22 protein-coding genes are annotated in these 15084 nt (G+C 59.3%); 12 read left to right on the top strand and 10 right to left on the bottom strand.

Features of this window, described 5'->3' with window-relative positions:
* Nucleotides 1-18 precede the first annotated feature (18 nt).
* The 3 genes from EL217_RS01870 to EL217_RS01880 are packed head-to-tail and all read right to left on the bottom strand — an operon-like array spanning nucleotide 19 to nucleotide 3875.
* A complete protein-coding gene (locus EL217_RS01870) occupies nucleotides 19-1902 on the bottom strand; it encodes an ABC transporter ATP-binding protein (RefSeq protein ID WP_126318261.1) in 1884 nt (627 codons plus the stop codon).
* Entirely contained in the window at nucleotides 1899-2891 is a 993-nt protein-coding gene (locus tag EL217_RS01875; protein ID WP_023016732.1) for an ABC transporter permease, read from the bottom strand. The genes EL217_RS01870 and EL217_RS01875 overlap by 4 nt, the downstream gene beginning before the upstream one ends.
* Nucleotides 2892-3875, bottom strand: a complete 984-nt coding sequence (locus EL217_RS01880) for an ABC transporter permease (protein WP_126318263.1) — start codon at nucleotides 3873-3875, stop codon at nucleotides 2892-2894.
* A gap of 347 nt (nucleotides 3876-4222) precedes the next feature.
* Here EL217_RS01880 and EL217_RS01885 point away from each other — a divergent pair, with 347 nt between their 5' ends.
* Nucleotides 4223-4921 carry a hypothetical protein gene (locus tag EL217_RS01885; protein WP_126318265.1) on the top strand — a complete coding sequence of 233 codons (699 nt, stop codon included), beginning with the start codon at nucleotides 4223-4225 and terminating at the stop codon, nucleotides 4919-4921.
* Here EL217_RS01885 and amaP read toward each other — a convergent pair.
* From amaP to EL217_RS01915, 6 genes are read right to left on the bottom strand one after another with little or no spacing between them, the layout of a single operon-like run.
* Nucleotides 4910-5485, bottom strand: a complete 576-nt coding sequence (gene amaP / locus EL217_RS01890) for an alkaline shock response membrane anchor protein AmaP (RefSeq protein WP_126318267.1) — start codon at nucleotides 5483-5485, stop codon at nucleotides 4910-4912. The two genes, EL217_RS01885 and amaP, sit on opposite strands and share 12 nt — an antisense overlap.
* On the bottom strand, nucleotides 5478-6044 hold the full coding sequence (locus EL217_RS01895) for a DUF6286 domain-containing protein (RefSeq protein WP_126318269.1): 567 nt from the start codon (nucleotides 6042-6044) through the stop codon (nucleotides 5478-5480). Before EL217_RS01895 ends, amaP begins: the two co-directional genes overlap by 8 nt.
* Nucleotides 6037-7200 carry an Asp23/Gls24 family envelope stress response protein gene (locus EL217_RS01900; RefSeq protein ID WP_126318271.1) on the bottom strand — a complete coding sequence of 388 codons (1164 nt, stop codon included), beginning with the start codon at nucleotides 7198-7200 and terminating at the stop codon, nucleotides 6037-6039. The genes EL217_RS01895 and EL217_RS01900 overlap by 8 nt, the downstream gene beginning before the upstream one ends.
* A complete protein-coding gene (locus tag EL217_RS01905) occupies nucleotides 7200-7394 on the bottom strand; it encodes a hypothetical protein (RefSeq protein ID WP_005276895.1) in 195 nt (64 codons plus the stop codon). The genes EL217_RS01900 and EL217_RS01905 overlap by 1 nt, the downstream gene beginning before the upstream one ends.
* A 2-nt stretch (nucleotides 7395-7396) precedes the next feature.
* Nucleotides 7397-7744, bottom strand: a complete 348-nt coding sequence (locus EL217_RS01910) for a hypothetical protein (protein ID WP_005276897.1) — start codon at nucleotides 7742-7744, stop codon at nucleotides 7397-7399.
* A 5-nt stretch (nucleotides 7745-7749) separates the two neighbouring features.
* Nucleotides 7750-8229: an Asp23/Gls24 family envelope stress response protein gene (locus EL217_RS01915; protein ID WP_005276899.1), complete on the bottom strand. Its 480-nt coding sequence runs from the start codon at nucleotides 8227-8229 to the stop codon at nucleotides 7750-7752.
* Between the two features lie 711 nt (nucleotides 8230-8940).
* On the opposite strand from EL217_RS01915, the gene rpsJ reads away from it, so the two are divergent.
* From rpsJ to rpsQ, 11 genes are read left to right on the top strand one after another with little or no spacing between them, the layout of a single operon-like run.
* Entirely contained in the window at nucleotides 8941-9246 is a 306-nt protein-coding gene (rpsJ, locus tag EL217_RS01920; RefSeq protein WP_003848085.1) for a 30S ribosomal protein S10, read from the top strand.
* A gap of 23 nt (nucleotides 9247-9269) precedes the next feature.
* Entirely contained in the window at nucleotides 9270-9926 is a 657-nt protein-coding gene (rplC, locus tag EL217_RS01925; RefSeq protein ID WP_005276932.1) for a 50S ribosomal protein L3, read from the top strand.
* Complete coding sequence (rplD, locus tag EL217_RS01930) at nucleotides 9923-10576, top strand: 50S ribosomal protein L4 (RefSeq protein ID WP_005276933.1); 654 nt, start codon at nucleotides 9923-9925, stop codon at nucleotides 10574-10576. The genes rplC and rplD overlap by 4 nt, the downstream gene beginning before the upstream one ends.
* Entirely contained in the window at nucleotides 10576-10878 is a 303-nt protein-coding gene (gene rplW / locus EL217_RS01935) for a 50S ribosomal protein L23 (protein ID WP_005276934.1), read from the top strand. Before rplD ends, rplW begins: the two co-directional genes overlap by 1 nt.
* A gap of 35 nt (nucleotides 10879-10913) precedes the next feature.
* Nucleotides 10914-11750 (top strand): 50S ribosomal protein L2, encoded by an 837-nt coding sequence (gene rplB, locus EL217_RS01940; RefSeq protein WP_005276935.1) that lies wholly within the window; start codon nucleotides 10914-10916, stop codon nucleotides 11748-11750.
* Between the two features lie 13 nt (nucleotides 11751-11763).
* Nucleotides 11764-12042 (top strand): 30S ribosomal protein S19, encoded by a 279-nt coding sequence (gene rpsS, locus EL217_RS01945; RefSeq protein ID WP_005276936.1) that lies wholly within the window; start codon nucleotides 11764-11766, stop codon nucleotides 12040-12042.
* A 3-nt stretch (nucleotides 12043-12045) separates the two neighbouring features.
* The gene (gene rplV / locus EL217_RS01950) at nucleotides 12046-12408 is read left to right on the top strand and encodes a 50S ribosomal protein L22 (protein WP_005276938.1); all 363 of its coding nucleotides are present in this window, start codon (nucleotides 12046-12048) and stop codon (nucleotides 12406-12408) included.
* Nucleotides 12408-13154: a 30S ribosomal protein S3 gene (gene rpsC / locus EL217_RS01955; RefSeq protein WP_005276941.1), complete on the top strand. Its 747-nt coding sequence runs from the start codon at nucleotides 12408-12410 to the stop codon at nucleotides 13152-13154. The genes rplV and rpsC overlap by 1 nt, the downstream gene beginning before the upstream one ends.
* A 3-nt stretch (nucleotides 13155-13157) precedes the next feature.
* Nucleotides 13158-13574, top strand: a complete 417-nt coding sequence (gene rplP, locus EL217_RS01960) for a 50S ribosomal protein L16 (protein WP_005276943.1) — start codon at nucleotides 13158-13160, stop codon at nucleotides 13572-13574.
* A complete protein-coding gene (gene rpmC, locus EL217_RS01965; protein WP_005276944.1) occupies nucleotides 13574-13804 on the top strand; it encodes a 50S ribosomal protein L29 in 231 nt (76 codons plus the stop codon). The genes rplP and rpmC overlap by 1 nt, the downstream gene beginning before the upstream one ends.
* Before the next feature lie 2 nt (nucleotides 13805-13806).
* Entirely contained in the window at nucleotides 13807-14115 is a 309-nt protein-coding gene (rpsQ, locus tag EL217_RS01970) for a 30S ribosomal protein S17 (RefSeq protein WP_005276946.1), read from the top strand.
* Nucleotides 14116-14186: 71 nt separating this feature from the next.
* Here the strand turns inward: rpsQ and EL217_RS01975 are convergent, their stop codons facing one another.
* Nucleotides 14187-15008, bottom strand: coding sequence for a siderophore-interacting protein (locus tag EL217_RS01975; protein WP_126318273.1), 822 nt, complete (start codon nucleotides 15006-15008; stop codon nucleotides 14187-14189).
* Nucleotides 15009-15084 lie beyond the last annotated feature (76 nt).

A 15084-nucleotide genomic window follows, 5' to 3' on the forward strand; every position in this document is an offset into this window, starting at 1 on the left:
GGCGGGGCTAGGGGGTAGCTAGGCCCGAGACTTTTCCCTGCGTGCGCGGGCAACCTTGGGATCCGGATTCGGGATGGCATCCAGAAGTTTCTTGGTGTAGTCGTCCTGTGGGTTATCGAAAATCTCATCCGTCGAACCGGACTCGACGAACTTGCCTTTGTACATCACCGCAACGCGGTCCGAGAGGTGGCGCACAACGGAAAGGTCGTGGGCAACGAAGAGATAGGACAGGCCCAGCTTTCGCTTCAGGTCCTCGAGCAGGTTAATGACACCCGCCTGGATGGATACGTCCAAAGCGGAGACGGGCTCATCGAGCACGAGCACCGAAGGGCGCGTGGCCAGGGCGCGGGCCAGACCGATGCGCTGGCGCTGGCCGCCGGAGAAGTGGCTAGGGAAGCGGTCCAGCTGCGAAGAGTCCAGGCCGACTAGGCCCATGAGCTCATTCACGCGGGCATCGACATCCCCGTCGTAGCCAAGCGAGTTGAGCGGTTCCGCGATGACCTCGCGCACGGTCAGGCGGGGGTTGAGCGAGCTCATGGGATCCTGGAAGACGATCTGGATGTCTTTACGGGCCTCGCGGCGCTCGGAGCCGCTCATACCATTGGCGTCCTTGCCGTTGAGGACCACGGCACCGTTTTCTGGGTCCAAGTCCATGATCTCCAGCAGGGTAGTGGTCTTACCGCAGCCGGACTCGCCGACGATGGCCAGGCACTCGCCTTCGCGGATATCGAAGGTAATGCCGTCCACGGCCTTGACAGTACCCACCTTGCGCTTAATCAACGCGCCCTTGGTCAGCGGGAACTGCTTACGCAAGTCGTTCACGGCGAGGGTGGTCTTGCGATCCGCGCGGGGAACGTCGGCCAAGATGTCATCGGCAAGCTGCGGCGGCTTGAACATCAGCTCGCCGTCAATTTTGCGGTCGTGGATCTCCGGCGCGCGCAGGCAGGCGCTGCGGTGGGAGGTGGACTCGTCCTTGAGTGGAAGCAGGTCTGGCTCGCCGGAAAGGCAAGCCTGTTGTGCGACGGGGCAGCGCGGGGCGAATTGGCAACGATCTTTTAGATCCACCAAGACCGGCGGGTTGCCCTCGATGGGGGTGAGGGGCTCCGAGGCAGAGGCATCGGGGCGCGGGGTGGAACCAAGCAGGCCCACGGTATAAGGCATGCGGGGGTTAGAGAAGATGGTATCGACGTCGCCGTGCTCTACCGGCTGGCCGGCGTACATGACCATGACATCATCGGCGGTTTCTGCCACCACGCCCATATCGTGGGTAATCATGATGGTCGCGGCGCCGGTCTCGCGCTGGGCTACTCGGATGACGTCCAGGATCTGGGCCTGGATGGTGACGTCCAGGGCCGTCGTCGGCTCATCGGCAATGAGCACGCGCGGGTTATTCGCAATAGCAATGGCGATGACCACGCGCTGGCGCATACCGCCGGAAAACTCGTGCGGGAAGGACTTCAGGCGCAGGTGGGGCTCGGGGATGCCCACCAGATCTAGCAGCTCGGTGGCTTGCTTGAGTGCGGCCTTCTTGCTGACGTCCTGGTGGGCTTGGATGGCCTCCACCAGCTGCGAACCAATATCGAAGACCGGGGTCAGCGCGGAGAGCGGATCCTGGAAGATCATGCCGATGCCATTTCCGCGGATGCTCGACATTTCCTTATCAGAAAGCCCGAGGAGCTCTCGGCCATCGAATTTCACGGAGCCTTCTACCTTGGCGTATTCCGGCAGCAGGCCCATGATGGACATGGAGGTCACGGACTTACCGGAGCCGGATTCGCCGACGATGCCCAGGGTGCGGCCGGGGTGCAGATCAAAGCTGACACCGCGCACCGCAGAGACGGTACCTGCTTCAGAAGGAAAGCTGACGCGTAAGTCATTGACGGACAAGATAGGCGAAGTCATAGTTTACCTCCGGAATTGGAGTTGGGATCGAGTGCGTCGCGCAGACCATCGCCAATAAATGCCATGGAGACGGTCAGCAGCGTCAAGGTAGCGGCGGGGAAGTAGAACTGCCATGGGGCGGATTGCAGGGAGGCGGTGCCGCCCTGCAGCAAGGTACCGAGGGAGACATCGGGAAGCTTCACGCCCAAGCCCAGGAAGGACAGGGCGGTCTCAGAGCCCACGGTGCCCACCACGCCGAAGACGAACTGGATGATAAGCAGCGAACCAATATTGGGAATGACGTGGCGGATGATGGTGCGCATCTTGGATACGCCCATGTAGCTTGCGGCGCGGACATAGTCCTGCTCGCGGACGGTAAGGGCCAAGGACCAAATCACACGGGCCTGGTACATCCAGCCGAAGGCGATAAGGACGACCATCAAAAGCTTCCAGTCACCGCCGGAGTCTGCCACCACGAGGGCGATGAGCAGGAAGGTCGGGATGGACAGCAGGAAGTGGATAACGGCGAGGACGGCCTTTTCCGCGATTCCGCCCCACAGGGCTGCGGCACAGCCGATGAATGCGGAGATAACCAACGTGGCAAAGGACACCACGATGGCGATGGTTAGGGACCTGCCAAGGCCGTGGATGGTTTGGGCATAAAGGTCATTGCCGGAATCGTTGGTACCGAACCAGTGCTCGGAGCTCGGTGGCTCAGACAGGGCGAGGAAGTCCGGTTCCGTGTAGTCCCACTGGGCAAAGAAATTGCCAAAAAGGGCGGCGAAGATGAGAAAGCCCAGGATGAAAACACCGACGGTGGCTAGCTTGTTGCGGAAGAAGCGGCGGACGTACAGCTTGTACCGGGAAGTACCGCGGGGAACCTCCGGCAGCGTGGCCATGCGCTCGGCTTCCTCATTGCTTAAAGGATCCTCGGAGACGACCTCGGTGCGCGTAGAAACCTCGCCACGGGGCTGTTTCTTGGACATCTTTGGTTCTTTGGGATTTGTCATTTAGCTCACCCTTACTCGTGGATCCAAGGCGACAACAACGAGGTCTGCCAAGACGGCGGACACGGCCGTCATTGCGGCACCGAATGCCGCCACGGCTACCGCGCCATTGATGTCGTTCTTACTGATGGTCTGGATGAAGTACTGGCCCATACCGTTCCAGCCGAAGATGCGCTCCGTCATCACGGCACCGGTGAAGATGCCGGGCACAGAGAAGGCGACGGACGTTGCCACCGGAATGATGGAGGTGCGCAGCGCGTGCTTGCGGATGGCCTGCTGGCGGGTAAGTCCCTTTGCACGTGCGGTGCGGACATAATCCGCATCGAGGTTATCGAGCAGCAGCGTGCGCTGAGTCATGTGGTAGCTGGCGTAGCTGATGATCACCAGGGAAATCGTGGGCAAGACGAGGTGCTGCGCGGAGTCCAGGAGCTTGGGGAAGAATCCCTCAACCCCCAAGGACTTAGAGCCGACGACGTAGAAAATCTTCTTGCCGGTCAAATCGTTGATCTCCAGGGCGGCCCAGACGACGGCGATGGAGGCAACAACCACGTGGGTATTCATTGCAATGATGGAAATTCCCTGCCACACGCGGTCACCGGTCTTGTACTGGCGGGAGGCGGTGTATACACCAACGGCCACACCGATGACGATGGACAGGATGGTGGCCAGCAAGAGCAGCTGTGCGGATACCCAGATGCGGTAGCTGATCTCTTCGTTAACCATCTCACCGACCGGAGATTGTCCCCAGTCCCACTTCGTGAGGATATTGGTCAGCCAGGTCCACCAGCGCTCCAAGAGCGGGGTGTCTGGGCTGAGGTTATAAGGCTCGAGGAGGTTATTGATTTCCTCATCTGAAAGTGGTGGACGGCGCTCGGTGTAGTTCGAACGCGGGTCCAAAAACGAGGCCGCCAAGAAATAAGCCAAGTTAGTGGCTAAAAAGATCATGAGTAACCAGCCCAAGATCTTTTTGATCAAATACTTTGTCATGGGGAAATTCTCCGTGCGCGGTTAAGCAGGAAACAGTGCGAATAAATATGAAGCCAACGATGGAGTCGTTGTATGTGACCAATCTAATAAGATATAAGCGAGCACACAATTCACGTAGCCCCGTGATGTACATCGCCAATCAAACGACAGGTATTTTTTCAGTGTAGACGCTTAGGGCCTTAAAAAGAAAAATGGGATTCAGCTGCAGATTTAAAAACCTGAATTGTTCAACAGTTATAGGGAATGCTTACCTGAAAATAAGTGAAAACGGGGGTAACCAATCAGCCAAGGCGGGCTGCTGCCCCGTGGCTGTAATAGGGCGGAACGCCTCGGTAGGCTAGACCCTTATGGAAGATCCCACTCGCATTGACCCGACCTTGGCAGCGCTGCGCAAGGCATGGGAGGGCCAGCCCGATCTGAGCCTGCCGACGCTCTTTGCCTTATTGGCCAACCGGGGCATCGGCTGGGGCGTGAGCGACGCGGAGTTAGTCACCGAACTCGAGCGGCAGGCCGAGGTTCACCCGCCGCTATTGCCCTTGGAGGGCGGCCGCGTGGGCACTGGTGTGTGGCTCGTGCTTAGCGATGCCCCCACCTCCCGCATCACCGCCGATTCCTCCCGCATCATCGTGCGCCGCCCGAATGCTCAGCCGGTGGTGTGGGAATACAGCGCCATTAGGCCAACGGGGCCTGGCCGGACCTTCGTGGTTACGGATACTGAGGGCTTTGAACACCGCCTTGGGATCGTCTCCAACATCATGCGCCTGGATGAGCCGCTGCCGGAACTTAGCGGCCTGAGCCGTTACGAGTTGGGTGACTTTGTCTATGTCCTCCGCGTGGGCGACGCTATCGCTGTCCTAGACCACGGACTGCATCTCTTTCACAAGGAAAACCGGCGGGTGGTTGCCCATAATTATGCGTGGAAGAGGATAGAAAAATGCCGCCCTGGCGAGGAGCTAGAGTTACTCCTCGAGGGCGGCGATTATGCGCGATTGGGCAAGGTGGTTGAGGTCCTTGTTGCAGAGACCCCAAACCCCTTATTCAGCTAAATCCTTCATCGGCTTGACCTTGGTGAAGTGCAGCTTATAGCTGGTATCTAGGTCAGCGTCGGGGAAAGCCTCCCGGAAGTCGCGCTCATTCGTTTCTACAGCGTTGGTCAGCCGCTCCAGCGGCGTGTCTGGGTTGGCAACCACCGTGTACTGCAGCGTTGGGCGGGCGCGGTCGTATGCAACCAAGCGCTCGACCCGGTCCACACCATCGAGCGAGTCCAGATCCTTGGCCACCGCGGTGGCGATGGCGTTCATGGATGCAGAGATTGCGCCATCTTCATTGGAAGCTGAGGATTCCACATTATTAAAGCGGCGGTGACGCAGGTTCACGACGATGAGCCACAAACCAATGATGAGCAATAGGGCAGAGGCACCGGCCAAGACCCAGACCCACCAACTATTGTCGCCCAAAGTCCGCCACGTATCGTGGTCTACCCACTCCGCTAGGTACTCAGCAAATTCCACATTGAAGTTAATGAGAATCGGCCACACACCGAGCGCGATGAGGATGATTCCGAGCAGGCCGAGGAGGATTCGGTCAAAGGTAGCAAGCTTTTTAGACATGATTATCCATCTCCGGAATCTTCTCTACGGCTACGGTGACCTTTGGTGGATGCGCAAGCACTTCCAAGGCACGGGTGACAGCAGTTTCTACGCGCCCCGGCAACTCGGAGTCTTGCTCATCGCCATTGACGGTAACCTTCGCGCTCTTGGTATCCGCGGAAGTCTGCGCGGACGCGACTCCCGGAACGCGGCGCGCTGCAGCAGAGCTCAAGCGCGCGACATCAACCGGACGCATCCACATGGAAGCGGACTCGGAAGCGACCTGGATGTGGGTATTGCGGCGCGTCTTTACCGCAGCGATCATAAAGATGAGACCAACGACGATAGAGCCTACCCCAGCCCAGATCATCCACGTTTCTAATTGCTCGGTGGCAATAAGATTGAGGACCGGCTGGACCCACGATTGGGCATTGGCGTCTGCGCCGACGAGCCAGGTTTCGCGTACGCCCACAATGCCAATGGCCAGCAGGATGAAACCTAGAATGACGGTCCACGTACGCACGGCAGGAGACGCCTTGGGCTGTTGCCCGAAATGCTCAGGCATATTCATTTCAGCCATTGTTGCCTCCTTGCTCGTGGAATGGGGTGATGGAAATGGCACGCAGCGGCTCAGGCCGTGGCGCATAGACATGCAGCGGGCGCTGGCTCGTTGGGGTTACCTTGATGCGCTTGAGCGGTTCCTGGCGCGGGGTCTGAACCTTGCGCAGCGGGGCGGGCCTTGCGGTCCGCACGCGCTGCTCGCTCCGGGAATTATCGATCTCGATCTTGCGCAGTGGTCGTGGGCGAGGTGACTGCACCTTGCGCAGGGGAGCCGGCCGCGCAACGCGAACGCGCTTGTACTGTTGCGCATTGTCGATGTCGATCTTGCGCAAAGGCTGCGGACGAGGGACAGAGACCTTTGCCTTCTTGGCGAAGGGACGTACCTGTCCGCTCGGGAGCAACCGAGCAGGGCGCGGGGCGCGAACACTGCGTACCCGCTCTGGGCGCGGTTCGATGATGCGGCGCGGTTCGTGATCTTCTGGAGCACTGATGTCTAGCAGCTGGTGATCCGGAAGATCAGCGGAAATGCTTCGCACCGGCGCCTCCCGCGGCGTGTCAACAGAGCGCACCGGAGTATCGCCAGGCGGCGCCGATACTCCGCGGACGGCAACTTCCTTCCCAGAAGAAATCTCGCGGATATCCGCTTCTGGTGGAACGGCCACTGTGCGAACCACCGCCTCTTGCGGGGTATCGACGGTGCGAACCGCGGCTTCTTCCGGGGTCTCGATGCCTCGCACCTCGACCGAGTCCTGGGTGACAGGCTGGGTCACGGTAGACGGGGTGACCTCCGGCGTAAAAGCCGAAGCAGCAGGGCGCTGCGCTACCTGTTCTGCGGTAACGCGAGTATCCGGAACCGATTCACCAACGGTGACATTAACGCGGGTGGTGGTATAGCCGGTGTGGGCAGCAATGGCCTCTGAAATGGCGGCACGCGTACTTTCCGCGACTGCGGTAACCGGCGATGGCCACACCACAGCGATGGTCGCGCTTACTGCGGCGACCTCACGCTCTGGGTCCATCTGTACCGAAACCCGTGGATAACCGCGTCCGCCAATGCCAGCAAGCTTGGCATCTAAATCCTTTGTGCCAGGCACGCTAGCAATTGCGGCGGTCACGATTCGTTCCATGGTCCGCAGCGAGAAACGCGTGTGGCCCTTAGTGGAACCTTCTGACATTAGCCTTGGCCTTTCTCCTTGCCAATGAGGCCATTCCACACAGCGCTGAGGTCAATGCGGCCATCAAAATGGGAGCCCAAGAGGCCACCGATAGCAGCAAGCAGCACGGCGAGCAGCATCCAACCCCAACCTAAGTACAAAAAGAAGGCAAGTAGCAGGCCGATAACAATGCCCAATGTGGTGTAATTTTTCATATCTAATCCTTCGAGGGAGCAGCGGATAAGCCATCTACGGCATCAGAAAACTCAACGTCGACGCGATCTAATTCCGTACATGCCTTGCGGGCGGTCGAGCGGATTTCTTCCGCCAGACGGTACAGATCAGGTTGCGCACTGATATCAACGCGGACGTTGATTTGCAGGTGGCGATCGTCGCGGGGATCGGGCCGGCGCATGCCGGAAACCCTTTCGCCCGGGAAGAGTAGGTTCACCGAGCCGTAGCGTCCGCCGTCAAGGCCCGCGACACCGTTGAGCTTTTGCACCGCTTCCGCAATTGCGTGAGCGTGGCTTACCTCGAGCTCAAATTGCGCTCGGGGTTCAGGCATTGTTCTTATGCCTGGCCCTGGTTCAGTGCAGCCTGCTCTTCAGACTCGGAGTCTTCCTTCGGCAGCTTGACGTTGTGAACAACAACGTCAACGCGCTCTACAGTCAGGCCGGTCATGCGCTCGACAGCGTTCATGATGTTGCGGCGGATTGCCTCAGCCAGCTCGTGGATGGCAACGCCGTACTCAGCGGTGATGGCGATCTCGATCTTTGCGGAGCCGTTTTCTACCTCTACGTCAACACCCTGGCGTACGTCCTCGGATGCACCGAAGGACTCGCGGATGGTGCCCATCATGCGGGCGCCGCCGCCACCGAGGGAGTCAACGCCGGAAACCTCGCGGGCTGCAATGCCGGCGATCTTGGAAACAACGACGTCATCAATGGTGGTGGTGCCGTACTGAGTCTCCAAGTTGTTGTTTACCTCGCGCTCTTCAGAAGCGGCAACGTTGTTCTCAGAGTGCTTTGCAGGAGTGTTGTTCTCAGACATGGTCTTTAAGGCCTTTCCTTAAATATTGACTTGCATGGTCGCAATATGAAATTGAAGGACCAAGAACCAACGGTTCAAAATCCCTCTTTGAGCGTACCTACCGCCTAACCGGACGTGGGGTCTGTGACAACAATATTTACCAAAACGTGATTATTGGCACTATTGCCGGGGTGGTTTGAAAAACACCAGCCCATCGTGCTTAAATACTTAGGTTGCTTTAACAGGGCAGCGCGAACCGGTAACGGACCGTCTTTAACACGGTGCATATCGGGGAGACGCTGAGCTGGTAAAGCGAACATGACACCTTCGTTGTCACCGTGGATCAGGGCTTTCCTGAAACACAGACTGGAAGGTCATCCGATCGGGCTAGGTCCGCGCTAGAGCAGAGACACCCCGAGACGATGGACCGGAGAAGGGGCATGGCAAATAAACAGCGGCAGTTAGCGAATAGGACACTCTCCACGTGTAATGCGTGAAAACCGTCCTCTTCACAATACTTTGACTACGGGTCTTGTACCCCGTCAGGAGCACTGCAGACTGGCATTTGTCATGTGCTGTATCTCTTGGTTGTCATGACAGTCAGACCACTGGCGTTGTGTCAGGCCCCAGGCCCGGACAACGTTATAGAGAAATCGAGAAGCAATTTCCCACCGCTTCACGCCCCGGAAACGCCGGGAATGTGAAAGTGGGGAAGCGAGGAAGAGGATAAGCGTGGCGGGACAAAAGATCCGCATTCGGCTGAAGGCCTATGACCACGAGGCAATCGACGCTTCTGCAAAGAAGATCGTCGAGACCGTTACCCGTACGGGTGCTCGTGTAGTTGGCCCAGTGCCGCTCCCAACCGAGAAGAACGTGTACGCAGTTATTCGTTCTCCGCACAAGTACAAGGACTCTCGCGAGCACTTCGAGATGCGCACGCACAAGCGCCTGATCGATATTCTCGACCCGACCCCGAAGACCGTTGATGCTTTGATGCGCATCGATCTTCCGGCAAGCGTCGACGTGAACATCCAGTAAGCGACTTTGGTGGAGAACTAATAATGAGTGAAAACGAGATCAAGGGCATTCTGGGCAAGAAGCTCGGCATGACCCAGGTCTTCGATGACGAGAACCGCGTCGTTCCGGTTACCGTCGTCGAAGCAGGGCCATGCGTTGTCACCCAGATTCGCACCCCCGAAACCGATGGCTACAGCGCCATCCAGATCGCCTTTGGCGAGATTGACCCACGCAAGGCAAACAAGCCTGAGTCTGGTCACTTCAAAAAGGCTGGCGTAACCCCGCGTCGCCATGTTGCGGAAATCCGCATGGACGACACCTCCGCATACGAGGTTGGCCAAGAGGTCAAGGTAGACATCTTCGAAGGCATCACTTTCGTTGACGTCACCGGCCAGACCAAGGGCCACGGCTACGCTGGTGCTATGAAGCGCCACGGCTTCCAGGGTCAGGGCGCAGCTCACGGTAACCAGGCCGCTCACCGCCGCGTTGGTGGTATCGGTGGCGCTGCTACCCCAGGCCGCGTCTTCAAGGGCAAGCGCATGGCTGGCCGCATGGGCCACGACCGCGTGACGACCCAAAACCTGAAGATTCAGAAAGTCGATGTCGAGTCCAACCTGCTGCTCATCAAGGGTGCTATCCCTGGTGCGCGCGGCGGCCTCGTCACCGTTAAGACCGCAGTGAAGGGCGGTGCACACGCATGAGCAACCTCAAGCTAGACGTCCACACCTCTGAAGGTAAGACCAATGGCTCCGTGGACCTGCCGGCTGAAATCTTTGACACCGAGGCATCCGTTGCTTTGATGCACCAGGTTGTCAACGCACAGCTTGCTGCTGCTCGTCAGGGCACCCACGCCACCAAGACCCGCGGCGACGTCCGTGGTGGTGGCCGCAAGCCTTTCCGCCAGAAGGGCACCGGTCGTGCGCGCCAGGGTTCCATCCGTGCGCCGCACTACACCGGCGGTGGCACCGTCCACGGCCCGCAGCCACGTAGCTACGCACAGCGCACCCCTAAGAAGATGATCAAGGCTGCTCTCTTCGGTGCGTTGTCTGACCGTGCTCGCAACGAGCGCATCCATGTCATCGAAGAGTTGGTTCCAGGCCAGAAGCCGTCCACCAAGGCGGCCAAGGCTTTCCTCGAGTCCCTGACCGAGCGCGACAACGTGCTGCTGGTTATCGGCCGCGAGGACATCAACGCCCGTCGTAGCGCTAATAACCTGCCGAACGTTCAGATCCTGGACGCCGGTCAGCTCAACACCTACGACGTTCTCTACTCTGATGACGTTGTGTTCTCCGTTGAGGCGCTACACACCTTCATCACTCGCGCTACCGGCGCGGATAAGGAGGACAACTAATGGCTAAGATTTCTAACCCGCGCGATGTCATCATCGCCCCGGTTGTATCTGAGAAGTCCTACGGTCTGATGGAGCAGAACGTTTACACGTTCTTCGTCTCCCCAGACTCCAACAAGTCCCAGATTAAAGATGCCGTCGAGCAGATCTTTGACGTGAAGGTCGACTCCGTGAATACCGTAAACCGTGCAGGTAAGCGCAAGCGCACCCGCACCGGCTTCGGTCAGCGTAAGTCCACCAAGCGCGCATACGTGACGCTCCGTGAAGGCAGCGACTCCATCGACGTCTTCGGCGCAGGCGCTTAAGCGCCACCGGAGAGCCGAAAGGAAAAGGAAGAATTATGGCTATTCGTAAGTACAAGCCGACAACTCCGGGTCGCCGCGCATCCTCCGTATCTGAGTTCGACGAGATCACTCGTTCGACTCCGGAGAAGTCCCTGCTGCGCCCGCTGAGCAAAACCGGTGGTCGTAATAACTACGGCCGCATCACCACCCGCCACATCGGCGGTGGCCACAAGCGCCGTTACCGTCTGATCGACTTCCGTCGTAACGACAAGGACGGCATTCCGGCAAAGGTCGCTCACATCGAGTACGACCCGAACCGCACTGCAAACATTGCATTGCTGCACTACGTAGATGGCGAGAAGCGCTACATCATCGCGCCGAAGGGCCTGAAGCAGGGTGCTGTTGTCGAGTCCGGCCCGAACGCAGATATCAAGGTGGGCAACAACCTGCCGCTGCGCAACATCCCGACCGGTTCGACCATCCACGCCGTTGAGCTCAAGCCGGGCGCTGGCGCAAAGCTGGCCCGCTCTGCTGGTGCTTCCATCCAGCTGCTGGGTAAGGAAGGCAAGTACGCCGTTCTGCGTATGCCGTCTTCTGAAATCCGTCGCGTGGACATCCGTTGCCGCGCAACGGTTGGCGAAGTTGGCAACGCCGAGCAGATGAACATCCGCTGGGGCAAGGCCGGCCGCATGCGTTGGAAGGGCGTTCGCCCGACCGTCCGTGGTGTCGTTATGAACCCGGTTGACCACCCACACGGTGGTGGTGAGGGTAAGACCTCCGGTGGTCGCCACCCAGTGTCCCCATGGGGTCACAAGGAGGGTCGCACCCGCAACCCGAACCGTTACTCCAACAACATGATCGTGCGCCGTCGTCGCCCGAACAAGAAGCGCTAAGAGGAGGTAAACAATGCCACGCAGCCTTAAGAAAGGCCCGTTCGTCGATGAGCACCTCCTCAACAAGGTGGATGCTCAAAACGATGCAGGCACCAAGCAGGTCATCAAGACCTGGTCTCGCCGCTCGACCATTCTCCCCGATTTCATCGGTCACACCTTCGCCGTCCACGACGGCCGCAAGCATGTGCCGGTCTTCATCGAGGACTCCATGGTCGGCCACAAGTTGGGCGAGTTTGCACCAACCAAGACCTTTAAGGGTCACGTCAAGGATGACAAGAAGGGACGTCGATAAGCGATGAGTGAGACCATCACCTCCGCATCCGCCACGGCCCGCTACGTCCGCGTTACCCCGATGAAGGCACGTCGTGTGCTCGATCTGGTCCGCGGCAAGTCCGTAAGCGAAGCTTTGGCAATCCTGAAGTACGCACCGCAGGGTGCTTCCAAGCCAGTTGCAAAGGTCGTTGCTTCCGCAGCCGCTAACGCTGAGAACAACTTCGGCCTCGACCCACGCACCCTGGTCATCTCCGAGGCATACGCCAACGAGGGCCCGACCATGCGTCGTTTCCAGCCGCGTGCACAGGGTCGTGCATTCATGATTCGTAAGCGCACCAGCCACATCACCGTGGTTGTCGAAAGCCAGCAGGAAGGGGCCAAGTAATGGGCCAGAAGATCCATCCTCACGGCCTACGTTTGGGCATCACTTCCGACTGGAAGACCCACTGGTTCGCGGATAAGGACTACGCGAACTACGTAGCCGAAGACATCAAGATTCGTAACTACCTCAACAAGGGCCTCGAGCGCGCCGGCATCGCCGACATCGTTATCGAGCGCACCCGTGACCGCGTCCGCGTGGACATTCACACCGCCCGTCCGGGCATCGTGATTGGCCGCCGCGGCGCTGAGGCTGACCGCATCCGCCGCGAGCTGGAAAAGCTCACCGGCAAGATGGTTGCCCTCAACATCCTCGAGGTCAAGCAGGTAGACGCAAACGCAACCCTGGTTGCTCACTCCATCGCGGAGCAGCTGGTTAACCGCGTCGCATTCCGTCGTGCAATGCGCAAGGCTATCCAGTCCGCTATGCGCCAGCCACAGGTTAAGGGCATCAAGATTCTGCTGTCCGGCCGCCTGGGTGGTGCGGAAATGTCCCGCGTTGAGCGCTACCACGAGGGCCGCGTTCCGCTGCACACTCTTCGCGCCGAGATCGACTACGGCACCGCAGAGGCCCACACCACCTTCGGCCGCATCGGCATCAAGGTGTGGATCTACAAGGGTGACGTTGTCGGTGGCGTACGCGAGTCCGAACTGAACGCTCCGGCACAGGGCCGTGGCCGCGGTGACCGCAACGGTCGCTCCCGCCGCGGTGGCCAGCGCCGCCAGCGTGCACAGCAGAAGCAGGAGGGCTAATCCATGCTGATTCCTAAGCGTGTTAAGTACCGCCGTCAGCACCGCCCGAGCCGTCGTGGCGTGTCCAAGGGCGGAAACCGCATTAACTTCGGCGATTACGCAATCCAGGCACTGGAGCCTGCGTACATCACCAACCGTCAGATTGAGGCCGCACGTATTGCCATCAACCGCCACGTTAAGCGTGGTGGCAAGGTGTGGATCAACATCTTCCCGGACCGTCCGTTGACCCAGAAGCCGCTCGGTGTTCGTATGGGTTCCGGTAAGGGCCCGGTTGAGAAGTGGGTGGCTAACGTGAAGCCTGGCCGCGTACTTTTCGAGATGAGCTACCCAACTGAGGCTGTTGCAATCGAGGCTCTGCGCCGCGCTGGCCAGAAGCTTCCTTGCAAGGTCCGCATCATCAAGAAGGAGGACCAGTTCTAATGGCAACCGGTACCCCCGCCCACGAGTTCCGTGAGCTCGACAACGCAGAGCTGGAAACCCGTCTGAAGGATGCGAAGGAAGAACTGTTCAACCTTCGTTTCCAGAAGGCCACCGGCCAGCTGACCAACAACCGCCGCATCGGCACGGTTAAGCGCGACATTGCCCGCATCTACACCGTTCTGCGCGAGCGCGAGCTGGGCCTGTCTGTCGCTCCGGGAGCTGAGGCTTAATCATGAGTGAGGCTAACGTGACTGAATCCAAGAAGGGACCAACTCCGAAGAAGGAGAAGGTCAAGGGTGCTCCTAAGGTCCGCACCGGCTACGTCGTCTCGGACAAGATGTCCAAGACCATCGTCGTCGAGATTGAAGACCGCAAGCAGCACGCTCTGTACGGCAAGATCATGCGCTCTAACAAGAAGGTTAAGGCGCACGATGAGGAAGAAATCGCAGGCGTAGGCGATCTCGTACGTATCGCTGAGACCCGCCCGCTGTCCAAGGACAAGCACTTCCGTCTCGTAAAGATCATCGAGAAGGCTAAGTAAACCCTAGCCAGCGCAGCCCCTGTACCGGACCACATTGTTCGGCGCAGGGGCCTCTCGCTGTTTTAGGGCTCTTAAGGACGGGCCCTTCCATAAAACCAATAGGGCACCCAGGTGACGTCGTCGGTGGGCAAGCCCCAGCCTTTCACCGCGAGGCCGCGCACCTTCTTTGCCAAATCTCCCTCGCCGGAGACCCACACGTATCCTGGCGCCGGGACACCGGCATAATCTGCTTCCAGCGCGGCAACGACGGAATCCGCCTCCTGTTTCGGCTCGGTGCGAAGGACGCGCAGGCTGCGCAGGCTGGGCTCCCACCTGGCCGCGAGTCCGGGTTCTACCTCGTCATCGCTGGTGACCACGGCCACAACGTCGGTGGAAGCGAGCTTCGCCGGGTCACGGCCTTCTTGATAGGTAAGGATATGCCGCAGGGCCGGCAGTGCGGAGGCATCGGCGACGAGTAGTTGCTCCGCCTCAGTGGGCCGCCACAAGTCCTTGCAAGTAAAGAACCCTGCTGTATCGCCGGGTTGCGCGCGCAGAATCCACCGCGAGCCGGGGCCGGAATCGCCGTGGGTGACCACATCGACATCGACAGTCGCGTCCTCAGGGTGCAGCGCGCGTATGGTGTACCAGCGCAGGTCTGGACGCGTTTCCTCGTCCATAGCGGCCACCGCCGCGCGGATATTGACGCCATCGACGGGGAAGGGCGCAAATTCCTGCCCGGCTTGCGGCATGACGAGGCCAAAGTATTCATCGGGGCCGGCGAGCTCATACGTCCGGAACGCCTCAGCGTGAAACGTCAGGCGGTGCAGCCGCGGCCGGATCTGCTCATTGGCGGTGAGGGTAACGGGGATCAATTCGTGTTCAGGCATCGTGGACGATTGTAAGGAAGAGTTCATGCGTCCAACATACCTGTGCACAGTTAAGCCTTGCCTAATCCTTTCGGGGGGGGATAGGATATGTCACGTCATTTAC

The sequence above is a fragment of the Corynebacterium segmentosum genome (genome assembly GCF_900637825.1).
GTDB lineage: Bacteria > Actinomycetota > Actinomycetes > Mycobacteriales > Mycobacteriaceae > Corynebacterium > Corynebacterium accolens.

Coding starts and splice junctions, on each gene's coding strand:
- EL217_RS01870 (WP_126318261.1), bottom strand. CDS start 1,902: ATGACTTCGCCTATCTTGTCCGTCAATGACTTACGCGTCAGCTTTCCT.
- EL217_RS01875 (WP_023016732.1), bottom strand. CDS start 2,891: ATGACAAATCCCAAAGAACCAAAGATGTCCAAGAAACAGCCCCGTGGC.
- EL217_RS01880 (WP_126318263.1), bottom strand. CDS start 3,875: ATGACAAAGTATTTGATCAAAAAGATCTTGGGCTGGTTACTCATGATC.
- EL217_RS01885 (WP_126318265.1), top strand. CDS start 4,223: ATGGAAGATCCCACTCGCATTGACCCGACCTTGGCAGCGCTGCGCAAG.
- amaP (WP_126318267.1), bottom strand. CDS start 5,485: ATGTCTAAAAAGCTTGCTACCTTTGACCGAATCCTCCTCGGCCTGCTC.
- EL217_RS01895 (WP_126318269.1), bottom strand. CDS start 6,044: ATGGCTGAAATGAATATGCCTGAGCATTTCGGGCAACAGCCCAAGGCG.
- EL217_RS01900 (WP_126318271.1), bottom strand. CDS start 7,200: ATGTCAGAAGGTTCCACTAAGGGCCACACGCGTTTCTCGCTGCGGACC.
- EL217_RS01905 (WP_005276895.1), bottom strand. CDS start 7,394: ATGAAAAATTACACCACATTGGGCATTGTTATCGGCCTGCTACTTGCC.
- EL217_RS01910 (WP_005276897.1), bottom strand. CDS start 7,744: ATGCCTGAACCCCGAGCGCAATTTGAGCTCGAGGTAAGCCACGCTCAC.
- EL217_RS01915 (WP_005276899.1), bottom strand. CDS start 8,229: ATGTCTGAGAACAACACTCCTGCAAAGCACTCTGAGAACAACGTTGCC.
- rplC (WP_005276932.1), top strand. CDS start 9,270: ATGAGTGAAAACGAGATCAAGGGCATTCTGGGCAAGAAGCTCGGCATG.
- rplD (WP_005276933.1), top strand. CDS start 9,923: ATGAGCAACCTCAAGCTAGACGTCCACACCTCTGAAGGTAAGACCAAT.
- rplW (WP_005276934.1), top strand. CDS start 10,576: ATGGCTAAGATTTCTAACCCGCGCGATGTCATCATCGCCCCGGTTGTA.
- rplB (WP_005276935.1), top strand. CDS start 10,914: ATGGCTATTCGTAAGTACAAGCCGACAACTCCGGGTCGCCGCGCATCC.
- rpsS (WP_005276936.1), top strand. CDS start 11,764: ATGCCACGCAGCCTTAAGAAAGGCCCGTTCGTCGATGAGCACCTCCTC.
- rplV (WP_005276938.1), top strand. CDS start 12,046: ATGAGTGAGACCATCACCTCCGCATCCGCCACGGCCCGCTACGTCCGC.
- rpsC (WP_005276941.1), top strand. CDS start 12,408: ATGGGCCAGAAGATCCATCCTCACGGCCTACGTTTGGGCATCACTTCC.
- rplP (WP_005276943.1), top strand. CDS start 13,158: ATGCTGATTCCTAAGCGTGTTAAGTACCGCCGTCAGCACCGCCCGAGC.
- rpmC (WP_005276944.1), top strand. CDS start 13,574: ATGGCAACCGGTACCCCCGCCCACGAGTTCCGTGAGCTCGACAACGCA.
- rpsQ (WP_005276946.1), top strand. CDS start 13,807: ATGAGTGAGGCTAACGTGACTGAATCCAAGAAGGGACCAACTCCGAAG.
- EL217_RS01975 (WP_126318273.1), bottom strand. CDS start 15,008: ATGAACTCTTCCTTACAATCGTCCACGATGCCTGAACACGAATTGATC.